The sequence below is a fragment of the bacterium SCSIO 12827 genome, from assembly GCA_024397995.1.
Classification (GTDB): Bacteria; Pseudomonadota; Alphaproteobacteria; order Rhodospirillales; family Casp-alpha2; genus UBA1479.
Map to the genome: position 1 here is coordinate 1,304,165 of CP073746.1, position 25,457 is coordinate 1,329,621.

Here is a 25,457-nt window from a genome sequence, read left to right on the forward strand (position 1 = left end):
GAAACCGGGCCAACAGCGGCCCAAAGTCTTGCCAGCAGCGGCGTCAGGGATCATTTTTCCTGTAACAGCAAAGGAGATTTCCCCTTGGCATCAGACGACGCAAATACCCGGGCCGCCGGCCGGGCGGACAACATTGGAGGGCGGGTATGGGATCTGCCCGTGCGCCTGTTTCACTGGTCCTTGCTGGCGGCCGTCGTCACGTCGGTCGCCACCGGACTGACCGGCGGCCTGTGGCAGATGGACCTGCATGTGGTGTCGGGTTGTGTGGTCCTGGGCTTGGTGCTGTTCCGCGTGCTTTGGGGGCTGGTCGGCGGGCGTCACGCGCGCTTTGCCAGTTTCATCAAGGGGCCGGTCACGGTGGCGCGCTATGCCGTGGATTTCCTCAAGGGACGTACCGTTCATACGGCGGGCCATAATCCGCTCGGCGGCTGGTCCGTGGTGTTGATCCTGTCGGCCCTGGCCGTGCAGGCGGGAACGGGCCTGTTCGCCAACGACGATATCTTTCTGGAAGGACCGCTTGCCAAATACGCGGGCAAGGCGCTCAGCGACCGCCTGACCGGCATCCATCATCTGATGAGTACCGTGATCTACGTGCTGGTGGCGGCCCATGTGGCGGCCATCGCTCTGCATTGGTGGAAGGGCGATAACCTGGTCAAACCGATGATCACAGGCGTCAAGCCAGGCATCGATCCGGCGGTTGCGGACGGGCCGACACCCTGGGTATGGCTGGCCGTGGCGGTCATCGTGGCGGCCGCGCCCGTGGCTTGGATTTTGTCGATTTGGTAAGGCGCGCCGGGACGGGTCCCGTCCCGGCGGCTATTGCCTTCGTCCTTAGTCTTTAGTCTTTTTTCTTGTAGCTGTCGTGGCAGGCCTTGCAGGCGTTCTTGCCGAGGGCACCCACGGCGGCGCCAAGGGCCTTGGGATCGCCCGATTCGGCGGCGGTTACCAGGTTTTGCGCATGATCGACAAAGGCCATGCTGACCTTCTTGAAGTCCGCCGGGTCGTCCCAGATTTTCGCAAGCGCGTCCGTTTCGCCGCCCATGGCGTCGGACCCCTTGGGGAACACGTTCTGAGAGATTTTGGCAAGCGACAGCATGCCCTTGGCCAGCGCGGCCATGTCGGCTTTGTTGGCGGTCTCGCCCTTGACGATGCCGACCAGGGCGTTCATGTGCCCGCCGACGGCCTTCATGACCGCCTTGCGGTATTTGATTTCGCCGCCGTCACTGGCCTGCGCCGTACCCGCCGCGGCCATCGTCGCGACGGCCGCCGCCGCCAGGATGCCTCGGGTCATTGCCTTGAATTTCTGCATTTTTTGCCGATCCTTCTGAAACAAAAGAGTATCACCAATCGGACCTAGTCTGGCATATACTGCCCCGGGCCAGCCTGGACCTTGAATAGACTGTAATCACTCAGGTGCCGCCTGTGAACGGCCAGCTTCCCAGGTCACGAAAAGTTCAACGGAATCAAAACGCTTCGATGTCCGATATTTCCGCCATCTGTGTCTTTTGCGGCTCGCGCACGGGCAGCGACCCGGCTTATGAAAACGCCGCGCGGGCCCTCGGCCGTTTGATGGCCGAGAAGGGCATCCGTCTGGTTTATGGCGGCGGGCATGTCGGCCTGATGGGCGTGATTGCCGACGCGGTGCTGGACGCCGGGGGGCAGGTCACGGGCGTGATCCCGGATTTCCTGCGCCGCCGCGAAGTGGGGCGCGACGATCTGACCGAACTGGTCATCACCGACAGCATGCACAGCCGCAAGCAGCGCATGTTCGAATTGGCCGATGCCTTTGTCGCCCTGCCGGGCGGGCTCGGCACCCTGGATGAAACCATCGAGGTCGCGACCTGGAAACAGCTTGGCCTGCATACCAAGCCGATCGTGATCCTGGACGCCGCCGGTTATTGGGGAGCGCTGTCGGCGCTGCTCACTTCGGTGGTCAAGGGCGGCTTCGCTTATGGCGACATCCAGACCCTGTGGTCGGTGGTCGATAGCGCCGAACAAGTGTTCGATGCGATTGATGCCGCCGCCCGGCCCGGGCCCAAGGCGGTCTCGGCCCGCCTCTGACCCCCTTTTCCCGCCGCACATTTCGCCACGCCTGCGTCTTGCAGGGAAAGAGGGCAGGATATAATGTGCGCCGCAACTTCAATCGCAGGACAACCGGAGCACCGAACTGATGGCGAAAATTCAGGTCAAAACCCCGATCGTGGAACTAGACGGCGACGAGATGACGCGGATCATCTGGGCCTTCATCAAGGACAAGCTGATCCTCCCCTACCTCGACGTTGATCTTAAATATTACGATCTGTCCGTGCAAAAGCGCGACGAGACCGACGACCAGATCACCATCGATTCCGCGAACGCCATCAAGCAGTACGGCGTTGGCGTCAAATGCGCCACCATCACGCCGGACGAAGGCCGGGTCGAGGAATTCGGCCTGAAGCAGATGTGGCGCTCACCCAACGGCACCATCCGCAACATCCTGGGCGGCACCATTTTCCGTCAGCCCATCGTGTGCAAGAACGTGCCGCGCTTGGTTCCCGGTTGGACCAAGCCCATCGTCATCGGCCGTCATGCTTACGGCGACCAGTACCGCGCCACCGACTTCCTGTTCCCCGGTGCGGGTAAGTTGACCATCAAGTTCGAGCCCACGGACGGCGGCGAAGTGATCGAACGCGAAGTGTTCCAGGCGCCGGAAGCCGGTGTCGCCATGGCCATGTACAACCTGGATGAAAGCATCCGCGGTTTCGCCCGCGCCTCCATGAACTACGCCCTTGGCCTGGGCTGGCCCTGCTATCTGTCGACCAAGAACACGATCCTGAAGAAATACGACGGCCGCTTCATGGACCTGTTCCAGGAAGTCTTCGACAATGAATTCAAGGACAAGTTCAAGGCCGCAGGCATCACCTATGAACACCGCCTGATCGACGACATGGTCGCCTGCGCCATGAAGTGGGAAGGCGGCTTTGTCTGGGCCTGTAAGAACTACGACGGTGACGTGCAGTCCGACACCGTGGCCCAGGGCTTCGGCTCGCTGGGTCTGATGACCTCCGTGCTGATGACGCCGGACGGCAAGACGGTCGAGGCCGAGGCCGCCCACGGCACGGTCACCCGCCACTACCGCCTGCACCAGCAGGGCAAGGAAACCTCGACCAACCCGATCGCCTCGATCTTCGCCTGGACCCAGGGCCTGAAGTACCGCGGCGAATTCGACGGCACGCCCGAGGTGGTGAAGTTCGCCGACGCTCTGGAAAAGGTCTGCATCGACACGGTGGAAAGCGGCTCCATGACCAAGGACCTCGCGATCCTCGTCGGCCCCGATCAGGGCTGGTGCACGACCCAGCAGTTCCTGGACGTGCTGGACGGCAACCTGAAGACCGAAATGGCGAAGTGGTAATTTAGCCCTTCGCCGACGCGGAAACGCGCGGCTTGGGGTTGGCCGGGTCGGCCAAGCCGCGCCCCCAGGCCCCACGAAGACTGATTACGGAAAACCCGGGCTTTGGCCCGGGTTTTTTCGTGGTCAAGGCATGCAGTTTTGCGTCACCGCTCCCGCGCTGCGATGCGGATGGGGGTCGGGCCGAGGTGCCGGATCAGCGCTTCCGCCGTTTCCGCGCAGGGCACGGGGCTTTCCTCGGACTCGCTGATGACGATACTGCGAATGCTGATGTGTTTCTCGCGCAACGCCAGGGCCGCGGTCAGGGTGTGTGAGATCGTCCCCAGGTAGCTGCCGGTCACCAGGACCACGGGCAGGCTCAGGGCGGCCATCCAATCCAGGACCGTCTTATCCTCCGTCAGGGGTACCATGACCCCGCCCACGCCTTCGATCAGAAGCGTGCCGTTGTCGCCCATGCCCTCGGCGGCATGGCGGCAGAACCCGACGACCCGTTTGAAATCGATGGCCGTGCCTTCGCGGGCCGCCGCCATGTCCGGCGAAAGCGGCGCCTTGAAGCGATAGGGGGAGCAGGCCACGATGTTTTCGGGGCTGAGATCCAGGCCCTGGGCCGCCAGCAGGATGCCGGTGTCCGAGGCCGCGACGGCCTCCGGATCATCGTCCCAGCCCGAGATCACCGGTTTCACGGCGCGCACGGGCTTGCCCTGGGCCTTCATGGTCCGGACCATACCCGCAGCCACGTGCGTCTTGCCGATGCCCGTGCCGGTCGAGGTTACGAAGAGGCCCTGAATGGTTCGTCTCCCACAAGAACCTTGTCCGCGATCAGGTCGGCAAGGCGGTCGATGTCCGCATCCGCGTGCAGGGCGGTGAAGGTCAGGCGCAGGCGCGCCGTGCCTTCCGGCACCGTTGGCGGGCGGATGCCGATGACCAGGTAGCCCGCGTCCTCCAGCGTCTTCTGCGCCGCCATGGTGCGGGCACTGTCGCCCAGAAGAATGGGCACGATGGGGCTTTCGGCGGCGGGCAGGCCCAGGCGCCGGGTGAAGCGCCGTGCCTTCTTCACCGGCCGGGCGGCGTATTCGGGGTCGCCCTCGATGATGTCGAGCGCCGCGATGGCGGCGGCCACGGTCGCGGGCGGCAGGCCCGTGGAATAGATCAGGGTACGGCAGCGCGTCTTCATCAGGTCGATGACCGCCTTGGATGCGCAGAGGTAGCCGCCGTAGCCGCCGACGGCTTTGGACAGCGTGCCCATCTGCAGGTCGACCGCCGCCTTGGTGCCGCCGGCGAAGGTCGATCCCCGCCCGCCGGCGCCGACCACGCCGATGCCATGGGCGTCGTCGGTCATCAGCCAGGCGTCGAATTCCCGGGCCAGATCGGCCATTTCGTGAACCGGCGCCAGATCGCCGTCCATGGAGAACACGCCGTCGGTGACGATCAGACAGCGTTTGTGGCTGCCCCGGTGCTGTTCCAGCAATTCCCGCAAGTGGTCCATATCATTGTGGTGGAACAGGTGTTGCGTGGCCCGCGACAGGCGCCCGCCGACGATGATGCAGGCATGGCTCCATTCATCGGCCAAGACCAGATCGCCCTCGGTCATCAGGGTCGGGATCACGCCCGTATTGGTCAGGAAGCCCGAACCCATGACGCAGCAATCCTCGGTGCCCTTGAGGCGGGCGAGGCGGGCCTCAAGCTCCGGCAGCAGGGGATGGTCGCCGGTCACCAGGCGCGACGCGCCCGAGCCGACACCCATGCGGTCGATGGCGTCTTTGGCGGCCTGTTTCAGGGCGGGATGCTGGCTGAGGTTCAGATAATCGTTGCAAGAGAACGAGACCAGCCGCCGGCCGCCGCGCAGCACTTCGATGGCGCCCGTGCGTTCCGTCACCGTCAGGCGGCGGCGCAGCCCCTTGGATTCCAGATCCGTGAGCTTTCCCTGAGCGAATTCGTCGAGTGAGCGGGACATGAGCCTATATCTTTTTGAACCGGGCGGACCAGCCGGTGACGACCTTGATTATAGCATCACAAAGCCGTCCCAGGTCATCCGCCGGGATGTTGTAGGCCGGGGTCAGGTAGACGATGTCGGTGAACGGGCGGATGAATACCCCTTCCTCGATAAACCGGCCGCGCAGCCAGGTCAGTTCCTCGAACCCGCCGATGTCCAGTTCGACCACGCCGATGGCCCCTTGGCCGCGTACGTCCTTCACGCCGGGAATATCACGGCAGGGGGCCAGGGCAGGGACCAGCATCTGTTCCAGGGCCTGGACCTGGGCGAGGCGGCCTTCGCTTGCGAACAGGTCCAAGGAGGCATTGGCGGCGGCGCAGGCCAGGGCGTTTCCGGTGAAGGTCGGCCCGTGCATCAGGCAATCCTCCAGCCGGTCCGACTGGAAGGCGGCGAAGACGTCTTCGGAGGCCAGCGTGGCGGACAGCGGCAGGGTGCCGCCGGTCAGGGTCTTGGACAGGGTCAGGATATCCGGCTTCACGTCCGCCAACTGCCCGGCCAGCATGGTGCCGAGACGCCCGAGGCCGGAGAAGATTTCATCGAACACCAGCAGGACGCCATGGGCGTCACATAGGCGGCGCAGGCGGAAAAGCACGTCGGGCGCATGGAATTTCATGCCGCCGGCACCTTGGACAATCGGCTCGACCACGACGGCGGCAATGGTGCCGGCCTCGGCGGTCAGAAGGGCGTCCAGCGCCGCCGCCGACGCGTCGTCGCGGGGCAGATCGGCGATCAGCTGGCCCGGCACCACGCCCTTGAAGGCGGCGTGGAAGCCGTCGACGGGATCGCACAGCGCCATGGTCGCGAAGGTATCGCCGTGGTAGCCGCCGCGGAAGCTGAGGAACTTCTTGCGACCCGTCTCGCCCTTGTTGTGCCAGTACTGGGCGGCGATTTTCAGCGCGACCTCGACTGCGACGGATCCCGATTCGGAAAAGAACGCGCGATAGCCAGGCAGGTCCAGAAGGCTCGGCAGGCGGGCTGCCAGGGTGAACGCGGGCTCGTTGGCCAGGCCCGCCAGCATGACGTGCGGAATCTTGGCAGCCTGGGCCTGGATGGCGTCCACGATATGCGGGTGGTTGTAGCCGTGACAGGCGGCCCACCAGCTGGCGACGCCGTCGATCAATTCCCGCCCGTCGGCAAGCGTGATGCGTGATCCCTGGGTCGCCACGGCGGCCTGGGGCAGGGGGGCGGTCTGCATCTGGGTATAGGGCATCCAGATGCTGTCGTAGCCCGCCTGAAGCCAGTCGGGGGCAGTGTCGTCAGCGGTCATAGGGTGTCGGTCGAAACCGGACCGATGTCTTTGCCGTGGATGCCGAGGCGCCGGAACAGGGCCGCATCCCGGTCCTGTTCCGGATTGGCCGTGGTCAGCAGTTTGGGGCCGACGAAGATCGACCCGGCCCCGGCCAGGAAGCACAGCGCCTGCAATTCGTCCGACATTTCCTCGCGCCCGGCGGAAAGCCTGACGGTCGAGGACGGCATCATGATCTTGGCGACGGCGATGGTGCGCACGAAATCCAGCGGATCCAGCGCGTCACGCCCTTCAAGCGGCGTGCCTTCGACCTGAACCAGCATGTTGATGGGCACGCTTTCCGGGTGGGGGCGCAGGTTGGCCAGGGTCACCAGCATGTCGGCCCGGTCCTGGGCCGCCTCGCCCATGCCGAGAATGCCGCCGCAGCACACCTTGATGCCCGCGTCGCGCACGGCCTGAAGGGTGTTCAGGCGGTCGGCATAGGTGCGGGTGGAGATGATTTCCGAATAGAAGTTTTCCGAGGTGTCCAGGTTGTGATTGTAGAAATCGAGCCCTGAGTCGGACAGCCGCTTGGCCTGTTCCGGCGACAGCATGCCGAGCGTGGCGCATGCTTCCATGCCCATGCCGCGCACGCCCTCGATCATCTTGCAGACGGCGTCCAGGTCCTTGTCCTTCGGCGACCGCCAGGCAGCGCCCATGCAATAACGGGTGGCGCCCGCATCCTTGGCCCGCTTGGCCTCGGCCAGGACCGTGTCCACGTCCATCAGCTTGGCCGCGTCGACGCCCGTGTCGTATTGCGCCGCCTGGGGGCAATAAGCGCAGTCTTCCGGACAGCCGCCGGTCTTGACCGACAAAAGCGACGCCATCTGCACGGTGTTGGGGTCGAAATAACGGCGGTGCAGGGTCTGCGCCCGGTGAATCAGGTCGGCAAAGGGCAGGGCGAACAGGGCCAAAGCCTGCTCCGTCGTCCAATCAAAGCGGACGGCCGGATCGTCGTTGAGGGGGGCATTCATTTCGTTCATGATGAGGTTCAGGGCCTTCCTGGGCGTTCGGACCGGTTGGGCGCGGGGGTCGGGCCGGGATATGCCGACCAAAACCCCTGGTCAAGGAATTTAGCACAAAGCGTCTTGCTTTGGTTGACGGGGCGCGGTGATTGCCTTAAAAAGCCGCCTCCGACGCGGACTCCGGCCCGCGTCCAATGGTTTATTTACCAGCGAAAGCTGATCATAGGAACGTAGAAGTCATGTCCAGAGTTTGCGATCTGACGGGCAAAGGTGTCATCACCGGGAACAACGTGTCCCACGCCCATAACAAGACCCGCCGCCGGTTTTTGCCGAACCTGCAGGAAACCAGCCTGTGGAGCGATTCGCTCGGCCGCATGGTGCGTCTGAAAGTGTCGGTCAGCGCGATCCGCACTGTCGAACACAAGGGCGGCCTGGACGCCTTCCTGCTGGATGCTTCTGATGCTGACCTGGCACCCGCCATGGTCAAAATTAAGAAGCTCGTAAAGAAAGCGCAGGTCAAAGCGGCGTAGCCCAGCCATACAAATTTGCCAGACGGCAAAGGCCCGCGCCCCACAACGGCGCGGGCCTTTTTCTTTGTTCAATTTGCCGTATCCAGCCCCGGTCAAGGTAGAGGAGACCCAGACGATGACCGATATGTCCGTGACCCAGATTTTGTTCCGTGATGCCGAACAGGCCGATGCGCGCGAGATCGCCGCACTCTATCGCCTGGCCGCCGGCGGGGTCGCAGACGTAATCTGGGACGCCTTGAAAGAACCGGGCCAGGATATTATCGACGCCGGGGCCCGCCGCTATGCCCGGGAAGACGTGGATTTTTCCTATCAGAACTGCGCCATCGCCGAATGCCGAGGGCTGCCGGTCGGTCTGCTGCATGCCTATCCCATGCATGCCGATCCGGATTTCGATCCGGCCTCGGTCGATCCGGTGCTGCGTCCCTATGCGGAACTGGAAGAAGACGACAGCTATTACATTGCCGGCATCGCCCTGAAGGCCGATTACCGGCGGCGGGGCATGGGCACCAAGATGCTGCGCCTTGCCGAACTGCGCGCATTGACGCGGGGGCTCGCCAAGTTGTCGCTGATCGCGTTCGAGGAGAACACGGATTCTGTCCGTCTGTACGAGCGTCTGGGCTATCGTGTGAAGGATAGCCGCGACATCGTGCCGCATCCGTTGATCCGGCATGACGGGCGGGCGCTGCTGATGGTGAAAAACCTGGGCTGAGCCTGCTCAGGGCGCATGCCCGGCCTCGAAACCAGGGCCGCATTCTGCAACAATGCGGCCCTGTTCACCGTCGCCCCCATGGCGCGGGCAAAGAGGCCGGGATGCCCCAAGAAAAACCGATCCGACCGATCATTGCGTTCCTGTCCGCCGGGGCCCTGGCGGCGGGCTTGTTGCTTGCGCCGACGGCGGTGCAGGCGCAAAGCGACCAGGACCGCTGGCAGGCCGCAATGGATCCGGCGGACCACGCCCATATGCTGGGCAATCTCGCCGAGGCCGAGGATCATTATCTGGAGGCCCTGAAACTGGCGGAACGGTTCGACCGCGCGGGCGGCTACCTGGAACGCGCCATGGCAGGGCTGGGCGGGCTTTACGTTTCTCAGGAGCGCTTCGCCGAGGCGGCGGCCCTTTACCGTCAGGCCCTGACCATCGCCGAGGCATTGTATGACACGGGTCACGCCCGGCATGGCGTGATCGCGATTTACCGGACGGCCCTGGCCGGGGCGGAGGCGGGCAACGCCCGCCAGGAGGCGGCGACGCGCCGTGCTCAGGAAGCCGCCGCCGCCCGGGTGAAGAGCCCGCCGCCGCCGCGCCTGACCACACCGAATTCGGTGCCAGTTCCGGTCTCACCCTCCGTGCCGGTTCCCGCTCCCATCCAGTCCGCGGCAGTCCCCGTGCCCGTTCCGCCGCCACCCGTGCCGTCGGCGCCGGTGCTGTCCCATTACCGGCTTGCCGGTGCGGTGGTGCCCCCACCGCCCCCGGCCGAGGTCCTGGCGCCCATTCCGGCCGCGTCGCCTCCGGCCGCCGCTGCCAAGCTGCCGCCGGCCGTCGCGGCGGTCGAAGTCAGCGTGCCCGAGGCGGCCTTGCCGATGGCCGTATCGCCGCCTGAGCCGGCTGTTTCGGCCGCGCGGCCAGCGCCAAATGCGCGGAGCTTCGTGCCCTTGCGGGGGACGCCCGTTTCACCGGTACAGGCACCAGCACCATCCGCGCTGCCGCCGGCGGTCGAGGTGGCCGAAGCTGCCGTGCCGGAGGCTGCGGTGATGACCGCAACGCCGCCGGTCGACGTGCCGCGGACATTGGCAGGTGTCCGTCCGCCGGAAGCCGCGGGCCTGCCCCTGCGGGGGGCGCCACCACCCATTGCCCGGCCGAACACCGTCGCCCCGGAAGAAATTGCGGCAATTGCCGAGCCCCCGGTAATTGACGCGAAAACGGTGCCGGTCGTGGCCGAGACTTCGCCTGCCGAGACCCGGTCTTGGAATTCCCGGCCGATCGAGATCGCGGGGCAGCCGGTTGATACGGCAGCCATCCGTGCCCTTGCCGCTGATCCGGCGGCCCCGCCCGAGTTGCTGGTCCGCGCCGTTGCCGAGGAAACGCCAGAGCAAATCGCCCAGCGCAAGGCCCTTGAGAAACGCCATCCCGTCCTTGGGGTGCGGTTGGGGGAGGCCAAGCGCAACATGGGGCCGATTTATCCGGACACGCCGCGTCTGGCTGACACGGAACAGGCCTATCTGGCGGAACTGGAAGCTCTGGAACGCTCGCTTGGGCCGGATCACCCCGATGTCGCCGCCATGCTGTACAAGCTTGCGCGGCTGTATCAGCGGCAAAGCCGGTACGAGCCGGCAGGCAGGATGTACGAACGCTGTCTGGCCTTGCGTGAAAAAAACCTGCCCGAAGGTCATCCGGACATCATCGAAACGATGACAGGCTATGCCCGCCTGTTGCGGGCCAGCGGATTTTCCGAGCTGGCGGCGGCGATGCGCAAGCGCGCCGAAGCCGGGAAAGCGGCCGCGGACTGACGGCCCCAGGGGTCTGATAAACTCCCGCTTTGATTGTCCGGTGACAATACTTCCATTGCGCGTGGCCGGGCGCCGCCGCTAGCTTTCACCCAGGTATTACGTTCGGAGGCACAGCCATGGACGGCCAGGAAACCTTCATCGATAGATTGGACGGTCAGGTGCGCGCCATCGCCGACGCCTGCACGGCCTGCGGTGCCTGCGTGCGGACCTGCCCGACGCCGGGAATCCTGGGGCTGACCGCTGGTGACGGCGAAGCCGTCGCGGACGGGGTCCGGGACATCCTGCGGGACGGCCAGGGTGACGCGGTCTCGGCGGCCTGGGCCGATGCCTGCTGCGGCACGGGCAATTGCCTGAGCGTTTGCGAAGAAGGCATCAACCCGCGGGTCATGCTGGCCATGGCGCGGCGCCGGATGGCCGAGGCGGCACCCGAGGCCGAACGCAAGGATGCGGGCAAGGCTGCCTTCAAGGCGATGAGCCGGGGTGTGCGCGTGCTGTCGCGCCTGCAACTGCCGCCGGACCTCATGAACCGGCTCAGCCCGGCATCCCATCCCGAACGGGACACACCACCCGACATCGTATTCTACACCGGCTGCAACATGCTGAAGACGCCGCACATCGGGTTGTTGTGCCTGGACATTCTGGACCGTCTGAATGTGTCCTACGAAGTATTCGGTGGGCCCGCCAACTGCTGCGGTATCCTGCAGTTCCGGCCCGGCGACACGGCCAACTCCGGGCGCCAGATCAACAGCACCATGGACCGGTTCACCAGCACGGGGGCGGCCCAGGTGGTGTCCTGGTGCCCGACCTGCCAGATGCAGATGTCGGAGGTCATGACCGCCGTGCCGGCCCAGCCCAAGCCCTTCGACAACCTCATGATGCCCGTGTTCCTGGCCGACCGCCTGGACGACCTGCGCCCGCTGATGACGACGCCGGTTAACAAGCGCGTGGCCCTTCATGAATATCCGGGATCACCCGGCGTGGTCGATGCGGTGAAGGTGCTGTTGGGCGCCATCCCGGGGCTGGAGCTTGTCGACCTGGAACACCCTGGGGTCGGCTATCAATTGACTTCCCTCGATGCGATGCCGGACCTTCAGAAACGCCATATCGCCGGCACCTTCCGTCAGGCCGAGGCCAAGAGCGTGCAGGTCCTGGCCGGGGTGTTTCACGCCGACCACCGGGAGTTGGTCAGCCATCAGAACGAATGGCCGTTCGAGATCGTCAATTACATGGAACTGATCGGGGAAAGCCTGGGCCTGCGTCATCCCGACCTGTTCAAGCGCATGAAGCTGATGCAGGATGCCGACGAAATCCTGGCCGACGCACAGGACATGATCGCGCTCCACGGCCTGGACGCGGACGAGGTCCGGGCGGTGATCCTTTCCGACATCCTAGGCGAACAGAAGCTGCCGCCGGACCGGGCCCTACATCCGGCGGAATGACGCCGGTCAGTCCGTCAACTCGAACATCATCAGCAGCGTCCGCTGCGGCCCGAAGCGGTTGAAGTTGTTGTCGGAAATCAGGAACAGCAGGGTTTCTCCCTTGGGGCCCTTGACGGCCTCGATGCCTTCGAAATTATCGACCGTCGGGGGGGCGCGGATATCGGCCAGCAATTCCCCGGACACTTCGGCGCCGGCGCGGATGCCGCTGGCCTTGATGCGGCGGAGGCGCGACCGGGCCCCTTCGCGCGGGGTGAAATAGCGTTCGACCACCACCACGTCGCCGCCGGGCAGGGTCGCGGCGCCGGTCGGGCGGTAATTGTCCTCGGTCCGGTAGATCAGCACGCTCCATCCCTTCGGATTGCTGACCCAGGCCAGATAGGTGCCGCCGCGGCCCTTGCCTTCGGCGATGGCGAAAAGGCTGCCGTCGTTCAGCAGGGTCAGGGCCTCGATCCCGTGGTTGTCGGGGGCGTTTTTCATCTCGGCGGGCAGGGGCAGGGGACTTGGTTCGGTCTGGTTCGGCGGATAGGCCCAAAGCCGGTGAATGCGTTCGAAGGCAATGATGATCTCGCCGTCAACGCCCGGCGCCATGGATTCCGCATCGGCCATGGACTTGTCGATCAAGGGGATTCCGCCGGGACCCGTCAGGGTGAAGATTTCCGTATTGGCAAGGCCGCGCAGGTTGCCGTCGGGGTCATAGACCAGATGAGCGTCCAGACGGTTGCCTTCGTCCGTCAGCGCGACCAGGCGCTTGCCGTCGGCGCTGAGGCCCAGGGCGGAAAACCCGCCGAAACGGTCGGACCGGCTGAGCAGTTCAGCCCCGCCCCGATAGGTCAGCTTGCCGATGACCTTCTGTTCTGGATTCTCGGCGTTCAAGGGGACAGGGATGGACTGAACGTCGACGGTGTCGGCGGCTGCCGGGCCGTGGCCAGCCAGAAGCAGAAGGCCGACCCCGGCCAGGACGCGGTGGGCGGTTCGGGCGATGCGACGGTGCATGGCGGGCGAGGTCCTCTCCCAAAAGGTCATTTTGTTCAGGATGGGGGGACGGGCGGGCGTTGTCCAGCGCAGGTAGTGATAGCTCAGAATCCAGTATCGGCTTCCGGCGTGGTCTTGCGGGCACGCATATGGGACGGAACGCGGTTTGCTTCCTCCGGCCCCAGTTCGCGGCAGCTGCTGTCCGTCACGGTGACCGCCCTTCGTACCGCCCCTTCTGTCAGGTTGTACATGGGCTGTTCGGTGAACTTAGCCTGGGCGAAGGTGCAGTAGGATTCGCGGGAAAACCACATCTCAACCTGGACCGTGCCGTCGACCTGCGGCACGGTGAGCATCAGGGTCAGCAGCCAGCCCATGGCGGTGGTCCTTTTCGGCAGGGTAGGCGGGATCGGACGGGGCGGGGCGTCAGGCTCATGGTCCTGATCTTACAGGGCCTTTGTGAACCCTTGATGACCCCCCAAGCTCGTGCGGCAGGCGTTAGGGCTTCTGCTTGAGCTTCTTTCGGCCCTTGCGGATCGTCACGTAGTAGTCGTCGAACAGGTCGATGATCTGGGACATCAGGAAGCGGCCGGAATCCCATTTCTGCATCAGGTCGGGGCGGATGTGGCGGACGTAGCGGCGGAAATCGTGGCACACGCGGCGGTCCGTGGTCCGGCGGAAGGCGACCATCTCCTGGGTGTCCTGGGGCATGCCGGCGTCGGTGATGTACAGCTGCTGCCACAGGCGCGCCTCGCACTCCAGGTCGATGGGCCGGTCGTGGCCGAAGCGGTTCTTGAGGCGCTGCAGGCCGTGGCCGATCAGTTCGTGCACCAGCACCGCCGCCAGTTCGTCCACCGGCCAGTTGGCGCCGAAGCGGCTGACGATGACCGTGAAGTCGCGCTTGCCGTCCTGGGGCTGAAATTCGCCGACCAGGAAGGCGGCGACGATGACCCTGGACAATGAGCGTTCAGGAAAGGCGGCGTCGTAGATGATGCGGATTTGACCGGCGCTGGACAGGGTCTCGAAGCCCCTGGCGGCGACGGGCGACGCCTGCAGAACGCGGTCGACAGCCGCCTTGATCTTGGCCACCGTGGCGGCGGGATCGGCCAGCGGAATGTCGAAATCAGCCTTGGGCGGCAACTGCATGCCGACCAGGTCGATGCCCCGGTGCGCCTCGCGCAGGGCGGCCAGGGTCATGGGCCGGAGACGCCAGACCGTATCAACAAGGTTCTGCGCCCATCCCGGGGTCGGGGCGGTCAGGATAAACAGGGTGGCGGCAAGGGCGGCCAGAAGGGGAAACCGTCTGGAGGACGGGAGGGGCGGTCCGCGGCGGCGGGCCGAAGCGGTCACCCCGCCCGGCGGCGGCCGCGGGCAGCGCCGGAACCTGCGGCCGGATTATCCTCGTCGAACAGTTCGGCCAGATTGGCCATCATGGTGCCGCCCAGTTCCTCGGCATCGACGATGGTCACGGCGCGGCGATAATAGCGGGTCACGTCATGGCCGATGCCGATGGCGGTCAGTTCCACGTCGGACTTGTTTTCGATGAAGCTGATGACGTCGCGCAGATGTTTTTCCAGATAGTTGCCTGGGTTGGCGGACAGGGTCGCGTCATCGACCGGCGCACCGTCGGAAATCACCATCAGGATGCGCCGCTGTTCTGGGCGGCCCAACAGGCGGTTGTGGGCCCACATCAGGGCCTCGCCGTCGATGTTTTCCTTGAGCAGCCCCTCGCGCAGCATCAGTCCCAGGTTGCGCCGGGCACGGCGCCAGGGCATGTCGGCGGCCTTGTAGACGATATGACGCAGATCGTTGAGGCGGCCAGGGTTCTTGGGCTTGCCCTTTTCGACCCAGTCTTCGCGGGACTGCCCGCCCTTCCATGAGCGCGTGGTGAAGCCCATGATCTCGACCTTGACCCCGCAGCGTTCCAGCGTGCGGGCCAGGATGTCGGCGCTCATGGCGGCGACGGTGATGGGTCGGCCGCGCATGGATCCCGAATTGTCGATCAACAGGCCGACGACCGTATCGCGGAAATCCGTATCCTGTTCCTGCTTGAACGACAGTGGGTGCAGGGGGTCGGTCACGACCCTGGACAGGCGGGCGGCGTCCAGGACCCCTTCTTCCAGGTCGAAGTCCCAGGACCGGGTCTGCTTGGCCATCAATTTTCGTTGCAGACGGTTGGCGAGGCGCGCAACCACGCCCTGCAGATGTGACAGCTGCTGATCCAACTGTGCGCGCAGGCGGGTCAGTTCCTCGGAATCGCAAAGCTCTTCCGCCTCGACAACTTCGTCATAGGCCTGGGTGAAGGCCTTGTAGAGTGCCAGGTCGTCGGGTGCGTTGCGCGGCCAGCGGTCGTCCCAATCGGTCGGTCCGGCGGGTTCTTCCTCGCCGTCGCCGGACATCACGTCGTCGTCGAACCCTTCGGTCGAAAACTCCATGTCGTCGGACATTTCCGCCTCGCCTGATTCGCTGGACAGCGAGCCGTCGGTGTCCATGTCGGCATCCGGGTTCTGGTTCTGGTCCTGCCCCTGTTCGGCGTCGTCATCCGCGGAATCCTGCTGATTCTCGGGCTCCGAAGGTGCCGGTGCGTCGGTCATCATGTCGAGGGCGACGATCATCTCGCGCACCAGGTTGCCGTAGGCTTCCTGATCCAGGGCGTTCTTTTCGAGTTCGGCAAGCTGCGGGCCGACCTTGCGGTTCAACTCGTCGCGCCACAGATCGACGATATGCTTGGCTTCCGCGGGCAGGTTTTGGCCGGGCAGGCGTTCACGGGCCAGCAGGCCGAGAACCTCGGGCAGCATGGCGTCTTCGCGTTCGGTCACGCCGCCATAGCCCTTGGCGCGGCATTTTTCCGCCAACAGAAAGTCCAGGTTGCCGGCGACACCGACCATGCGTTGGGCACCAAGGCTTTCGCAGCGCGCCTGTTCCAGGGCTTCGAACACGGCGTGCCCGTCGGGACCCGTGGGCGCCATGCGGCGATGGACGTCGGCATCGTGATAGCGCAACCGCAATGCCAAGGCATCGGCGACGCCACGCAGTTTGGTGATGCCTTCGGCGCTGGGCGGGCCGGAAGGGGCGGGCAGGTTGACGGCTTCTTCGGTGGCCGAAGCGCCAGAGGCCTGAAAATGAACCTCAAGCTCTGGGCGATTGGACATCGCCTTGACCGCGGCCGCCGTGACGCGTTTCAGAAGATCTGCCGGGCGTTCCGAATTGTTCATGTCCTATGGCCCCGATTCCCGTCCGGATACGGCCCGGACGGGCGTGGGTGTCCTATTGCAGCACCGCGCGCATGGCGGAATCGGGAAGTTCCTCGCCCATGCAGCGCTGATAGTATTCTGCCACGACCGGGCGTTCGATTTCGTCGCACTTGTTGAGGAACGTCACCCGGAAGGCATAGCCCGCGTCATTGAAGATACGGGCGTTTTCAGCCCAGGTGATGACCGTACGCGGTGACATGACGGTCGAAATGTCGCCGTTCATGAAGCCCGAACGGGTCAGGTCGGCCAGTTCGACCATGGCGCTGACCTGTTCCTTGCCTTGTTTGGAGGCATAGTCCGGCACCTTGGCGCAGACGATTTCAACTTCCTCGTCATGGGGCAGGTAATTGAGGGTCGACACGATGCTCCAGCGGTCCATCTGACCCTGGTTGATCTGCTGGGTGCCGTGGTACAGGCCCGTGGTATCGCCGAGGCCGACCGTATTGGCGGTCGAGAACAGGCGGAAATAGGGATGGGGCTTGATGACCTGGTTCTGGTCCAGCAACGTCAGTTTGCCGTCGACTTCCAGCACACGCTGGATCACGAACATCACGTCCGGGCGGCCGGCATCATATTCGTCGAACACCAGGGCCGTCGGATTGCGCAGCGCCCAGGGCAGGATGCCTTCGCGGAATTCGGTGACCTGCTTGCCGTCGCGCAGGACAATGGCGTCCTTGCCGATAAGGTCGATACGGGAAATGTGGCTGTCCAGGTTAACCCGGATGCACGGCCAATTGAGGCGCGACGCGACCTGTTCGATATGGGTCGACTTACCCGTGCCGTGATAGCCCTGAATCATGACGCGCCGGTTGTAGGCAAAGCCGGCCAGGATCGCGAGCGTCGTTTCGCGGTCGAAGCGGTAGGCTTCGTCGCGTTCGGGGACATGTTCCTCGGCTTCGGAGAAGGCCGGGACTTCCATGTCGCTGTCGATGCCGAAGGTCTGGCGCACGGAGACGGTGACGTCCGGCACCTGATGGGCCGCATCGATCCCGGGGGTGGCGGTCGATTCCAGAGTTGTCATGCAAATGTTCCAGTTTCTTGAGGCCGCCCCGACGGACGCGGGGCGAAGATCGGTCATGTTTGGCAAACGTCGTAGGGGTTAAGCGGCGGGCCGTCAAGGGCCGAGAAAGTCCAATAACGCCTCATAGGCCTCGGTGACTTTCTTGAATTCTTCCTCCGCCGCCTTGGTGCCGCCGTTGGCGTCCGGATGATGGCGCTTCACCAGTTCCTTGTATCTGGACTTCACGTCGTCAATGGTCACCGGGATTTCAAGGCCAAATACGGAAAGGGCCCGTGAGGTCTTTGGGTCGGTCTTGCGCGCGTCGGTCGCGCGCGGGTCCGCCTGGGGGCCTTGTGACCGCGCATTGGCGTCACGAATCGCGTCGTCATTGCCGAAGGGGTTGAAAATGCGTGAACGGGTGAACTTGGGGGCATCGCCAGCCCCCAGTTTCCAGGTCGGTCGCTGCCATACGGTGTCGTTGCGCACGTCCGCCTCGACCTGATCTTCGTCCATGCCTTTGTAATAGTTCCAGTTGCGGTTGTACTCCCGGACATGGACCAGGCAGAACCAACGGTATTCGTTCAAGGCATCACGGGACCGCGGCGCCTTGAATTCGGCATGGCCGTCGCATCCGGGCCATTCACAGACCGACTCCGCTTGGCGGGATTCGCGATTTTTAAGCAATTCACCCATGACGACACTATGCGCGTGCCCTTTGTTTCAGACAAGACATGTGGATGTTACGGGGGCGAAAATGCACCCGGATTCCGTCGTTATCCGAAGGGTTGAAAAACAGACATATAACCTTCGTCTAACTTGAATTACCTTGCGTTATCCCTAATTCTGAAGGCAGTGAGCGGATGATTCCGCCATAACGTCGGTAATTTGGCGCCTTCATGTGGCGTCTGTGAACCGGTGGGGGAAAGTTTTGGAGGCGGCAGTGCGATTTGTTCTGCTGGGGTGACAGGCGTAATGCGAGTATAATAATCGCCACATACAATAAAAGAGGGTGTCAATCGGACTATGCAAAGCAAACTTATAAGCCGAAACGTGACCGTCAACGGCCGCAGAACCAGCCTGCGGCTTGAAAACGCAACGTGGGATGCTTTGGATCAAATCTGTGAATGCGAAAAGACGACCGTTCACGAGCTCTGCTCGATGATCGAAAGCGTTCGCTTCGGCTCGTCCCGAACATCAACGGTGCGGGCCTTCATCGTGACCTATTTCCGTCTGGCGGCGAACCGTACCAGCATCGAAGTTGGAATTGCCGACAAGGCCCTGACGGCCTTCAAGACGACTTGACGTCCGGGCCGGGTCAGCCGGCCTTCTTTCCTTCGGCCCCGGCGGGGCCATCACCATCTTCTTCATAGAATTCGGGCCAACGAACCTTAACCACAGGGCCGTTGCTGCGAAACGCATAGCAAGTATCAATCAAGGGTGATTTCTTGCCGGGGCCGGGTTCACCCCGCTTCTTGCGGGCGGGAAAAATGGTCTGGAATGCGGTCACCGCCATGGGCCCCATCACGAGGTCGCGCAGATGGGTGCAGCCGTGCACGCCGCCCATGGCTTCGGCCACGGCCCTGCGCCAGCCCGGCCCGACTTTCAATCCGACCAACTTGGAAAATGCCTGGGCGACGTCGCCGCACATGGAAAACGGGCTCGATTCCGTCGATGCTTCGGCGGCCGCGACCACCATGTCGCCGGTCAGGGTCAGGCGGATGAGCATGTCGTGAATGGGCTCGCCCGCCGCGATGCCGCCGCGATCATGGTTTTCAAAGGTATAGGTCTTGGTATCGGTCAGGCGGCCTTCGATGTCCCACAGGCCATCGTCGCGCTCAAAGCCGAGACATTTAATGTCACGGGTGTGGATATGCTTGCGGGCGGCGGGTTTGCTGAGGGGCATGGGCGGGTTTCCTGTTAGGCGAGTTGAGGCCGCCGCTGGGAAGCGGGCGGGGCGTATCGTCCGATGACTTTATCGGCTGTCGGCCACGGGCGGCAAGAGATGCGGCGGGCCGCTGGCGGGCCCCCATGAAAAATAATTTATCTCAATAGATTAGGCGCTGTACCGATCGCCAAAAACGAAGGCTTCCGTCTCGCGGATGTTCTCTTCCAAGCCTTCCTTGACGGCTTCGTAAAGATCTCGGATCGACACCATGGCGACGCATTTGCCGTCCTCGCCCACAACCGGAAGGTGGCGATAGCGGCGGGTCAGCATCAGTTCAAGCGCGTCCGAGGCCCGGTCGTTCGGCGCCAGGGTATCCGGATTGGCGGTCATGATGTCGCCGACCTTGATTTCGCTGGGGCGTTTGTTTTCCGCCACCACACGGCGGGACAGGTCACGTTCCGTCAAAATGCCGATCAACGCCTTGTTTGTATCCAACACGATGATCGCCGCGACATTGGCCGCAGTCATGTCCTTGGCGGCCTGTTCCGCCGTGGCGTCGATGGTGGTCGCTGTCAGTTCCGTGCGCTGAACGATGTCCGGAATAATCTTGCGCTGCATCGGACGTTTCCTCTCGTTGACCGTGTTACCCGGACGTTTGCCGGGCTTTGCCACGGTGCGACAATTGTTGCGTCATTGTACGGGAATTGCACCGCCGGGTTAAGAATTAACGGATGCTCATGTTAACCGTTAACCGGCCGATACATCGGGGCGCGATCATGCATCCCGTCTTGGGGCGGCAGGTCAGTCGGTGGCTTCGCCGGGTTTGGGCGGGGTCACGCGCAGGCGGGTGATTTGATGACGCTGACGGGCCACGATGTCGATGCGGAAACCGAACAGGCGGAATGACTGGCCGACCTCGGGAATGCGCCGGGCTTCGTGCAACACCAGACCCGCGACGGTCGCGGCTTCTTCGTCGGGCAGGCGCCATTCATACTGGCGGTTGAGGTCGCGGATCGTCACCGTGCCGTCGACCAGATACGATCCGTCGTTCTGGGGTTCGACCCCGGCGACGCTCAGGTCGTGCTCATCGTCGATGTTCCCGACGATTTCCTCGATGATGTCCTCAAGGGTCACGATGCCCTGCAGGCTGCCGTATTCGTCGACGACCAGGGCGAAATGCTCGCGCCGTTCACGGAACGCTTCCATCTGATCTAGCAGCGGTGTGGTCTCCGGAATGAACCAGGGTTCGGCGGCAATTGCCTTGATGTCGAGATTCGAAAGGTCTTCTCCGGCGGCGTTGACGGCGCGGAACAGGGCCTTGGCATGCAGAACGCCGATGATGTTGTCCGGCTCGTCCCGCCACAGGGGGACACGAGTATAGGGGCCGTCAAGTACGGCCGCGATCAGTTCCGCCGCGGGCAGGCCGGCGTCCAGGGTGTGCACGCTGGACCGATGGATCATGATTTCCCCGACTTCGACGTCGGCCAGGTCGAGGACGTTGCGCAGCATCACCCGCTCAAGGCCCGTTTCCTCGTCGCCGGTGTGCAGTTCGATGGCGCCGCGCAGTTCTTCCTCGGGCTCGTGTTCGGCATCGTCGGACGCGCGGATGTCGATGCCGCACATATGAAACAGGCCGCGCACGATAAGCTCGACCGTGCGCGTTATCGGCGACAGAAAGGCGACCAGTATCCTGACCGGCGTGCTGACCGCGAGGGCCACCGTGTTGGCGTTTTTAATGGCGTAGGTCTTCGGCATGACTTCGGCGAAGATCAGCACCAGAAGGGTCATGACCAGGGTCGCATAGGCGACACCGGCCTCGCCGAAATAGGTGATCAGCAGGCTGGTCGCCAGCGACGAGGCCAGGATGTTGACCAGGTTGTTGCCGAGCAGGATGGCGCCGATCAGGCGCTCCTTCTGGTCATACAGCCGGTTGACCACCGCCGCCCGCTTGTCGCCGCCCTGTTCCAGACGGTGCATCAGCGGTTGCGAACTGGCGGTCAATGCCGTTTCCGAGCCCGAAAAGAACGCCGACATCAAAAGCAGGAAAAAGATGATGATCAGGCTTGTTTCGTCTTCCATGACTTCCGCTCATTCAATGTGCCGGGTGGTGCCTTGGGCGCGCCGGCGGGTGGGCCCGGGTCAGCCCCGGGCACTGAGGAATTCGTTGAGGACATCGGCCACCGGGCCGGTCGGCACGTCGTGTTCGATGAACGCCTCGCCGATGGCCCGGGCCAGGATGAAGGTCAGCTTGCCGTCCTCGGTCTTCTTGTCCTTCATCATGTGCCCCAGCAGGCGGTCCGCCGTCCAGCCGCGGGTGTCGAGGCGCGAGAGGTCGCCCGGCAGGCCGGTGGCGTCAAGGTGGGCGCGAAGCCGCGCCGCGTCGTTGCCTTTGCAATGCCCCAGGCGGTTCGCCAGGGTCAGTGCCATGACCATGCCGATGGCCACGGCTTCGCCGTGCAGCAGGCCGCCGCCGTAGCCGGTCTCGGCCTCCAGCGCGTGGCCGAAGGTATGCCCCAGATTGAGCAACGCACGCTGTCCTTGTTCCGTTTCGTCGGCGCTGACGATGCGCGCCTTGGCGTCACAGCAGGTCAGGATGGCGCGGCGGCGGGCCGCGGCGTCCCCTGCCAACACGGCGGGACCATTGCCTTCCAGCCAATCGAAGAAATCGGGCATGTCGATGACGCCGTATTTCACGACCTCGGCATAGCCGGCCTGCAGTTCGCGGGGGGGCAGGGTGTCGAGCACGCCTGTATCGGCAAGAACCAGACGCGGCTGATAGAAAGCGCCCACCAGGTTCTTGCCTTGGGCCGTGTTAATGGCGGTCTTACCCCCGACCGATGAATCGACCTGGGCCAGCAGGGTTGTCGGGACCTGGACGAAATCAATGCCACGCAGGGTCAGCGCCGCGCAGACGCCGGTCAGATCGCCGATGACGCCGCCGCCGAGGGCGATCAAGGTCGTCTTGCGGTCGATTCCGCTGGCCAGCAGGTCGCCGATGACCTGTTCAAGATGGGCGAAATCCTTGGTCTGCTCGCCGGGTTCCAGAATGATCGTGCGGCTGGCGATGTCGGCGCCGGCCAGCGCCGTTTCCAGGGTCGCAAGATGTCCGGCGTCGGCGACGTTGCGGTCGGTGATCACGGCCACCCGGCGGGACCGCAACACGGGCGCGATCAGGCGCCCGGCATCTGCCAGCAGGCCCGCACCGATCAGGATGTCGTAGCTGCGTTCGCCCAGGTCGACGCCCAGGCGTTCGATCGTCGTGCCGTCAATGGTCATGCTGTGCCGTCCGTCAGTTTTTCAATGATCTTGTCGGCGGTCTTTTCCGGGGTTTCATCGACGCTTTCAATGATGATATCCGCCTGTTCGTACACAGGATAACGCTCATTTATCAATTGCTTCAGTTTCTCCGTGGGATCCGTGCCCTTTAGCAACGGCCGCCCGGCGGCCCGCCGTTTGGTGCGGCGCTCCAAAATCGCCAGATCGGCGCGCAGCCAGACGCTGATCGCTGCCTCGGCGATGCGCGCACGGGTGCGCGGGTTCATGAAGGCGCCGCCGCCGGACGACAGAATCATCGGCGGGCCGTTCAACAGGCGGTCGATGACCCGTTCCTCGACGTCGCGGAACGCCGGTTCGCCGTAGATTTCGAAGATATCCTCGATACTGCAGCCGGCGGCAGTTTCCACTTCGTCGTCGGAATCGATGAACGGTAAGTCAAGTTTGGCGGCCAAGATCCGGCCGACGGAACTTTTCCCGGCGCCCATAAGGCCGACCAAGACGATAGTTTTTTGTTGTTTTTGAATGGGTTGAGAAGACATGGACCTGTAACTTGTGGGCTGCGGATGGCGTCGGGCGGGCGGCGTTGAAAGCGGGGGGACGAGCCGATAAACTCCGGCCTGCCCGCCGCCGCCGGAAAAATGCCATAGTCACAGTCTAGCAGAAAGCCTGAAGACAGTGGCAAACCCCGATCCGACGGTCACCAAGATCACCCGCGAAGACGAATAGGCCCGCCCTCCCGATGAAAAGTATTTCCAAGATCATCCTCATCCTCGCCCTGGCCTTGGTGCTGGGCGGCGGGACGTTCCTGGTTACCTGGGATTTCCCCGCGCCGTCCAAGGACGTGACGAAAGTTCTCCCCGATGACCGGTTCCCGCGCTAAGCGCCCGGTTTCGGTATCGCGGCTGGCTGCCTTCGCGGTGGCGCCGTTGTTGCTGATCACCCCGTTAAGCCATCCGCAGGCCCAGGCGCCTGCGGCGGATGCGCCGGCGGCCCTGCTGCCGGGCGCACAACCGCCTGTTGCTGAGCCGGTGGCCCTGCAGCCGCCGGCCGCGCTGGCGCCGCCGCGGGCCCTGAAACCACAGGCACCCGCAGCCCCCGTTCAACCCCCGGCGGGCCTAGGGGCGGCCCGGCCAGCGCCGGGCGCGCCTTCGGGCGGTGAACCGGGGGTTCAGGTCGATACCCTGGATAAAGTCGATCCGGAGACGGCGGGCGTCATCGGCCCCGACGAAGGCGGCCTGGGCTTCGATCTCTGGCAGGGCGCTGATCGCGCCTATGTCGCGGCCCTGATGACGAACCTGCCCGTGCGGGCACCTTCGCCGGTGATGCGTGCATTGATGCGCCGGCTGCTGTTGACCGCGGCCCAGCCCCCTGCCTTGGCCAAACCGGCTGAGGGTGATGGCGCGGATGCGGTCAAGACGAAACCGGTCAGTCTGATTACCCTGCGCGTGCAACAGCTTGCCGCCATGGGGGACGTCGCCGGGGTTGGCGACCTGCTGGCGGCGATCCCCGGCAGCATCACCGATCCGGCCTTGCTGCAGGTTGAAGCCAACGCCCGTTTCCTGGCCAATGACAATGCCCGTGCCTGCGGCATCACGGCACATCAAATTCAGGCGGGGGGGGGGCCTTACTGGCAGAAGGCGATGATTTTCTGCCAGATCCTGGCTGGCGAGCCGGAAAAGGCGGAAATCGGCCTTTCCATGCTCAACGAACTGGGGGCAAGGGACCCGGCGTTCTATGCCCTGAGCGACCGCCTATTGGGCGGCACGACCGGGGAATTGACCACGGTGACCGAAGCCGATGGCCTGTTGCTGGCCATGGCGCGGGCGGCCAAAACGCCGTTGCCGGCCGACGCCACGCGGTCAGACCGTCCGGGCGTGTTGCGCGCCATCGCCGTCAACCCAAACGTGGGACCGGATATCCGCCTGGAAGCCGCCGAGCGTGCCGAGGCCGCCGGAGCCCTCGATACCGAGGCCCTGCGCCAGCTCTATTCCAGCGTCACCTTCGATCCGGGCGACCTCAAACGCTCGTTGTCGCGGGCCGACGAAATCGGCGGGCCCGTCGCCCGCGCGCTGCTCTACCATTCCGCCTTGTCGCAGACCGTGCCGACGGCCCAGGCCGAGATCATCGACAAGGCGCTCAAGATTGCCGTCGGCGAAGGCCGCTATGGCGCCGCCGCGCGGGTGTTTCATCCGCTGGTATCGAAAATTCCACCGTCGGCGGACCTGTTGTGGTTCGCCCCGGACGCGGTACGTTTGATGTTGTCGACGGATGATCCCACGGGTGCCGAAGCCTGGTTCAAGCTGCTGCAGGCGAGTGCATTGTTCCAGGACGACAGCCGCAACCTGCTGATCCGCATGACGCCGCTGGTCCGGCTGGTCGGGACCATGGGGCTGGAGAACGAGCCCCGTGATCTAAGTGTCTGGTGGCGTTCGATCGCGGGCGAGAAAGACGCCGCCCGCCGGGCGGCGCTGCTCTATGCGCTGCTTGATGGTCTGGGCGAGGATGTGCCGCTCGACGCTTGGCAGGCGATGGGGCCGGTGATCGGCCATGCATCGGCGGAAACGGTCCACCCGGCGCTGTGGTTCCGCCTGTTGTCCGTGACCGACAAGGTGGCCGCATGGACCGCCGAACGCGAAGCCCGTGAAACCGCCGCTGAATCATCGGCGGCCCTTGACGTGGCGCAGGCCGCGCCGACGGGCGAGCCCATGCGTGAGGCGCAACTCGGCACAACCGACGTGCTGCCGGCACCCACCGTGGCCGATGAAACGGTTCTGCCGCCCCATCGCGGCGAGGTCATCCTGATGGTGTTGGCGGCGATCGGCGATGGCGGCACGGCGCGGGCTCAGGCTCAGGTTCTGCGTCAGGCGGTGATCAGCCTGCGCGCCATCGGCCTTGATCAGGAAGCCCATGACCTGGCGCTGGAGGCCGCGCTCGCGGCGGGCCTGTAATCCCGGCGGAAACTCGCGAAGGG

The 25,457-nt window shown here is 64.3% G+C and carries 26 protein-coding genes; 10 read left to right on the plus strand and 16 right to left on the minus strand.

What is annotated here, in order from left to right:
- Positions 1 to 84 precede the first annotated feature (84 nt).
- Complete coding sequence (locus KFF05_06140) at positions 85 to 786, plus strand: cytochrome b/b6 domain-containing protein (protein UTW52938.1); 702 nt, start codon at positions 85 to 87, stop codon at positions 784 to 786.
- Positions 787 to 838: 52 nt separating this feature from the next.
- Here KFF05_06140 and KFF05_06145 read toward each other — a convergent pair whose 3' ends face one another.
- Positions 839 to 1,309, minus strand: coding sequence for a cytochrome c (locus KFF05_06145; GenBank protein ID UTW52939.1), 471 nt, complete (start codon positions 1,307 to 1,309; stop codon positions 839 to 841).
- Between the two features lie 167 nt (positions 1,310 to 1,476).
- On the opposite strand from KFF05_06145, the gene KFF05_06150 reads away from it, so the two are divergent.
- Positions 1,477 to 2,061, plus strand: coding sequence for a TIGR00730 family Rossman fold protein (locus KFF05_06150; GenBank protein UTW52940.1), 585 nt, complete (start codon positions 1,477 to 1,479; stop codon positions 2,059 to 2,061).
- 109 nt (positions 2,062 to 2,170) lie between these two features.
- Positions 2,171 to 3,391: an NADP-dependent isocitrate dehydrogenase gene (locus KFF05_06155; GenBank protein ID UTW52941.1), complete on the plus strand. Its 1,221-nt coding sequence runs from the start codon at positions 2,171 to 2,173 to the stop codon at positions 3,389 to 3,391.
- 143 nt (positions 3,392 to 3,534) lie between these two features.
- Here the strand turns inward: KFF05_06155 and bioD are convergent, their stop codons facing one another.
- The 4 genes from bioD to bioB are packed head-to-tail and all read right to left on the minus strand — an operon-like array spanning position 3,535 to position 7,649.
- A complete protein-coding gene (gene bioD, locus KFF05_06160) occupies positions 3,535 to 4,176 on the minus strand; it encodes a dethiobiotin synthase (GenBank protein UTW53602.1) in 642 nt (213 codons plus the stop codon).
- Positions 4,158 to 5,342 (minus strand): 8-amino-7-oxononanoate synthase, encoded by a 1,185-nt coding sequence (bioF, locus tag KFF05_06165; GenBank protein UTW52942.1) that lies wholly within the window; start codon positions 5,340 to 5,342, stop codon positions 4,158 to 4,160. Before bioF ends, bioD begins: the two co-directional genes overlap by 19 nt.
- Before the next feature lie 4 nt (positions 5,343 to 5,346).
- The gene (locus KFF05_06170) at positions 5,347 to 6,648 is read right to left on the minus strand and encodes an adenosylmethionine--8-amino-7-oxononanoate transaminase (GenBank protein ID UTW52943.1); all 1,302 of its coding nucleotides are present in this window, start codon (positions 6,646 to 6,648) and stop codon (positions 5,347 to 5,349) included.
- Positions 6,645 to 7,649 (minus strand): biotin synthase BioB, encoded by a 1,005-nt coding sequence (bioB, locus tag KFF05_06175; protein UTW52944.1) that lies wholly within the window; start codon positions 7,647 to 7,649, stop codon positions 6,645 to 6,647. The genes KFF05_06170 and bioB overlap by 4 nt, the downstream gene beginning before the upstream one ends.
- 221 nt (positions 7,650 to 7,870) lie before the next feature.
- Here bioB and rpmB point away from each other — a divergent pair, with 221 nt between their 5' ends.
- From rpmB to KFF05_06195, 4 genes are all read left to right on the plus strand, one after another.
- Positions 7,871 to 8,161, plus strand: a complete 291-nt coding sequence (gene rpmB, locus KFF05_06180; protein ID UTW52945.1) for a 50S ribosomal protein L28 — start codon at positions 7,871 to 7,873, stop codon at positions 8,159 to 8,161.
- Positions 8,162 to 8,285: 124 nt separating this feature from the next.
- On the plus strand, positions 8,286 to 8,870 hold the full coding sequence (locus KFF05_06185) for a GNAT family N-acetyltransferase (protein UTW53603.1): 585 nt from the start codon (positions 8,286 to 8,288) through the stop codon (positions 8,868 to 8,870).
- Between the two features lie 101 nt (positions 8,871 to 8,971).
- Positions 8,972 to 10,663 carry a tetratricopeptide repeat protein gene (locus KFF05_06190; GenBank protein ID UTW52946.1) on the plus strand — a complete coding sequence of 564 codons (1,692 nt, stop codon included), beginning with the start codon at positions 8,972 to 8,974 and terminating at the stop codon, positions 10,661 to 10,663.
- A 116-nt stretch (positions 10,664 to 10,779) separates the two neighbouring features.
- Complete coding sequence (locus tag KFF05_06195; GenBank protein UTW52947.1) at positions 10,780 to 12,102, plus strand: (Fe-S)-binding protein; 1,323 nt, start codon at positions 10,780 to 10,782, stop codon at positions 12,100 to 12,102.
- A gap of 6 nt (positions 12,103 to 12,108) precedes the next feature.
- Here KFF05_06195 and KFF05_06200 read toward each other — a convergent pair whose 3' ends face one another.
- From KFF05_06200 to KFF05_06225, 6 genes are all read right to left on the minus strand, one after another.
- Entirely contained in the window at positions 12,109 to 13,095 is a 987-nt protein-coding gene (locus KFF05_06200) for an esterase-like activity of phytase family protein (protein UTW52948.1), read from the minus strand.
- An 83-nt stretch (positions 13,096 to 13,178) separates the two neighbouring features.
- Positions 13,179 to 13,448 (minus strand): hypothetical protein, encoded by a 270-nt coding sequence (locus tag KFF05_06205; GenBank protein ID UTW52949.1) that lies wholly within the window; start codon positions 13,446 to 13,448, stop codon positions 13,179 to 13,181.
- A gap of 121 nt (positions 13,449 to 13,569) precedes the next feature.
- Entirely contained in the window at positions 13,570 to 14,268 is a 699-nt protein-coding gene (locus tag KFF05_06210; GenBank protein ID UTW52950.1) for a hypothetical protein, read from the minus strand.
- A 149-nt stretch (positions 14,269 to 14,417) separates the two neighbouring features.
- A complete protein-coding gene (cobT, locus tag KFF05_06215) occupies positions 14,418 to 16,286 on the minus strand; it encodes a cobaltochelatase subunit CobT (protein UTW52951.1) in 1,869 nt (622 codons plus the stop codon).
- A 52-nt stretch (positions 16,287 to 16,338) separates the two neighbouring features.
- The gene (gene cobS / locus KFF05_06220; GenBank protein UTW52952.1) at positions 16,339 to 17,346 is read right to left on the minus strand and encodes a cobaltochelatase subunit CobS; all 1,008 of its coding nucleotides are present in this window, start codon (positions 17,344 to 17,346) and stop codon (positions 16,339 to 16,341) included.
- A 93-nt stretch (positions 17,347 to 17,439) separates the two neighbouring features.
- Entirely contained in the window at positions 17,440 to 18,018 is a 579-nt protein-coding gene (locus tag KFF05_06225; GenBank protein ID UTW52953.1) for a J domain-containing protein, read from the minus strand.
- Positions 18,019 to 18,375: 357 nt separating this feature from the next.
- Here KFF05_06225 and KFF05_06230 point away from each other — a divergent pair, with 357 nt between their 5' ends.
- Positions 18,376 to 18,627: a ribbon-helix-helix domain-containing protein gene (locus KFF05_06230; protein ID UTW52954.1), complete on the plus strand. Its 252-nt coding sequence runs from the start codon at positions 18,376 to 18,378 to the stop codon at positions 18,625 to 18,627.
- Between the two features lie 13 nt (positions 18,628 to 18,640).
- On the opposite strand, the gene KFF05_06235 is transcribed toward KFF05_06230, so the two are convergent.
- The 5 genes from KFF05_06235 to KFF05_06255 all read right to left on the minus strand — a co-directional run bounded on the left by KFF05_06235 (position 18,641) and on the right by KFF05_06255 (position 23,025).
- Positions 18,641 to 19,228 carry a DUF2889 domain-containing protein gene (locus KFF05_06235; protein UTW52955.1) on the minus strand — a complete coding sequence of 196 codons (588 nt, stop codon included), beginning with the start codon at positions 19,226 to 19,228 and terminating at the stop codon, positions 18,641 to 18,643.
- Between the two features lie 150 nt (positions 19,229 to 19,378).
- Positions 19,379 to 19,828, minus strand: coding sequence for a CBS domain-containing protein (locus tag KFF05_06240; GenBank protein ID UTW52956.1), 450 nt, complete (start codon positions 19,826 to 19,828; stop codon positions 19,379 to 19,381).
- Between the two features lie 183 nt (positions 19,829 to 20,011).
- Positions 20,012 to 21,289 carry an HlyC/CorC family transporter gene (locus tag KFF05_06245; GenBank protein UTW52957.1) on the minus strand — a complete coding sequence of 426 codons (1,278 nt, stop codon included), beginning with the start codon at positions 21,287 to 21,289 and terminating at the stop codon, positions 20,012 to 20,014.
- Positions 21,290 to 21,349: 60 nt separating this feature from the next.
- On the minus strand, positions 21,350 to 22,486 hold the full coding sequence (gene aroB / locus KFF05_06250; protein UTW52958.1) for a 3-dehydroquinate synthase: 1,137 nt from the start codon (positions 22,484 to 22,486) through the stop codon (positions 21,350 to 21,352).
- The gene (locus KFF05_06255; protein UTW52959.1) at positions 22,483 to 23,025 is read right to left on the minus strand and encodes a shikimate kinase; all 543 of its coding nucleotides are present in this window, start codon (positions 23,023 to 23,025) and stop codon (positions 22,483 to 22,485) included. The genes aroB and KFF05_06255 overlap by 4 nt, the downstream gene beginning before the upstream one ends.
- A 200-nt stretch (positions 23,026 to 23,225) precedes the next feature.
- On the opposite strand from KFF05_06255, the gene KFF05_06260 reads away from it, so the two are divergent.
- Together KFF05_06260 and KFF05_06265 are read left to right on the plus strand one after the other, a co-directional pair.
- On the plus strand, positions 23,226 to 23,366 hold the full coding sequence (locus KFF05_06260) for a hypothetical protein (GenBank protein UTW52960.1): 141 nt from the start codon (positions 23,226 to 23,228) through the stop codon (positions 23,364 to 23,366).
- Positions 23,347 to 25,434, plus strand: coding sequence for a hypothetical protein (locus tag KFF05_06265; GenBank protein UTW52961.1), 2,088 nt, complete (start codon positions 23,347 to 23,349; stop codon positions 25,432 to 25,434). The genes KFF05_06260 and KFF05_06265 overlap by 20 nt, the downstream gene beginning before the upstream one ends.
- Positions 25,435 to 25,457 lie beyond the last annotated feature (23 nt).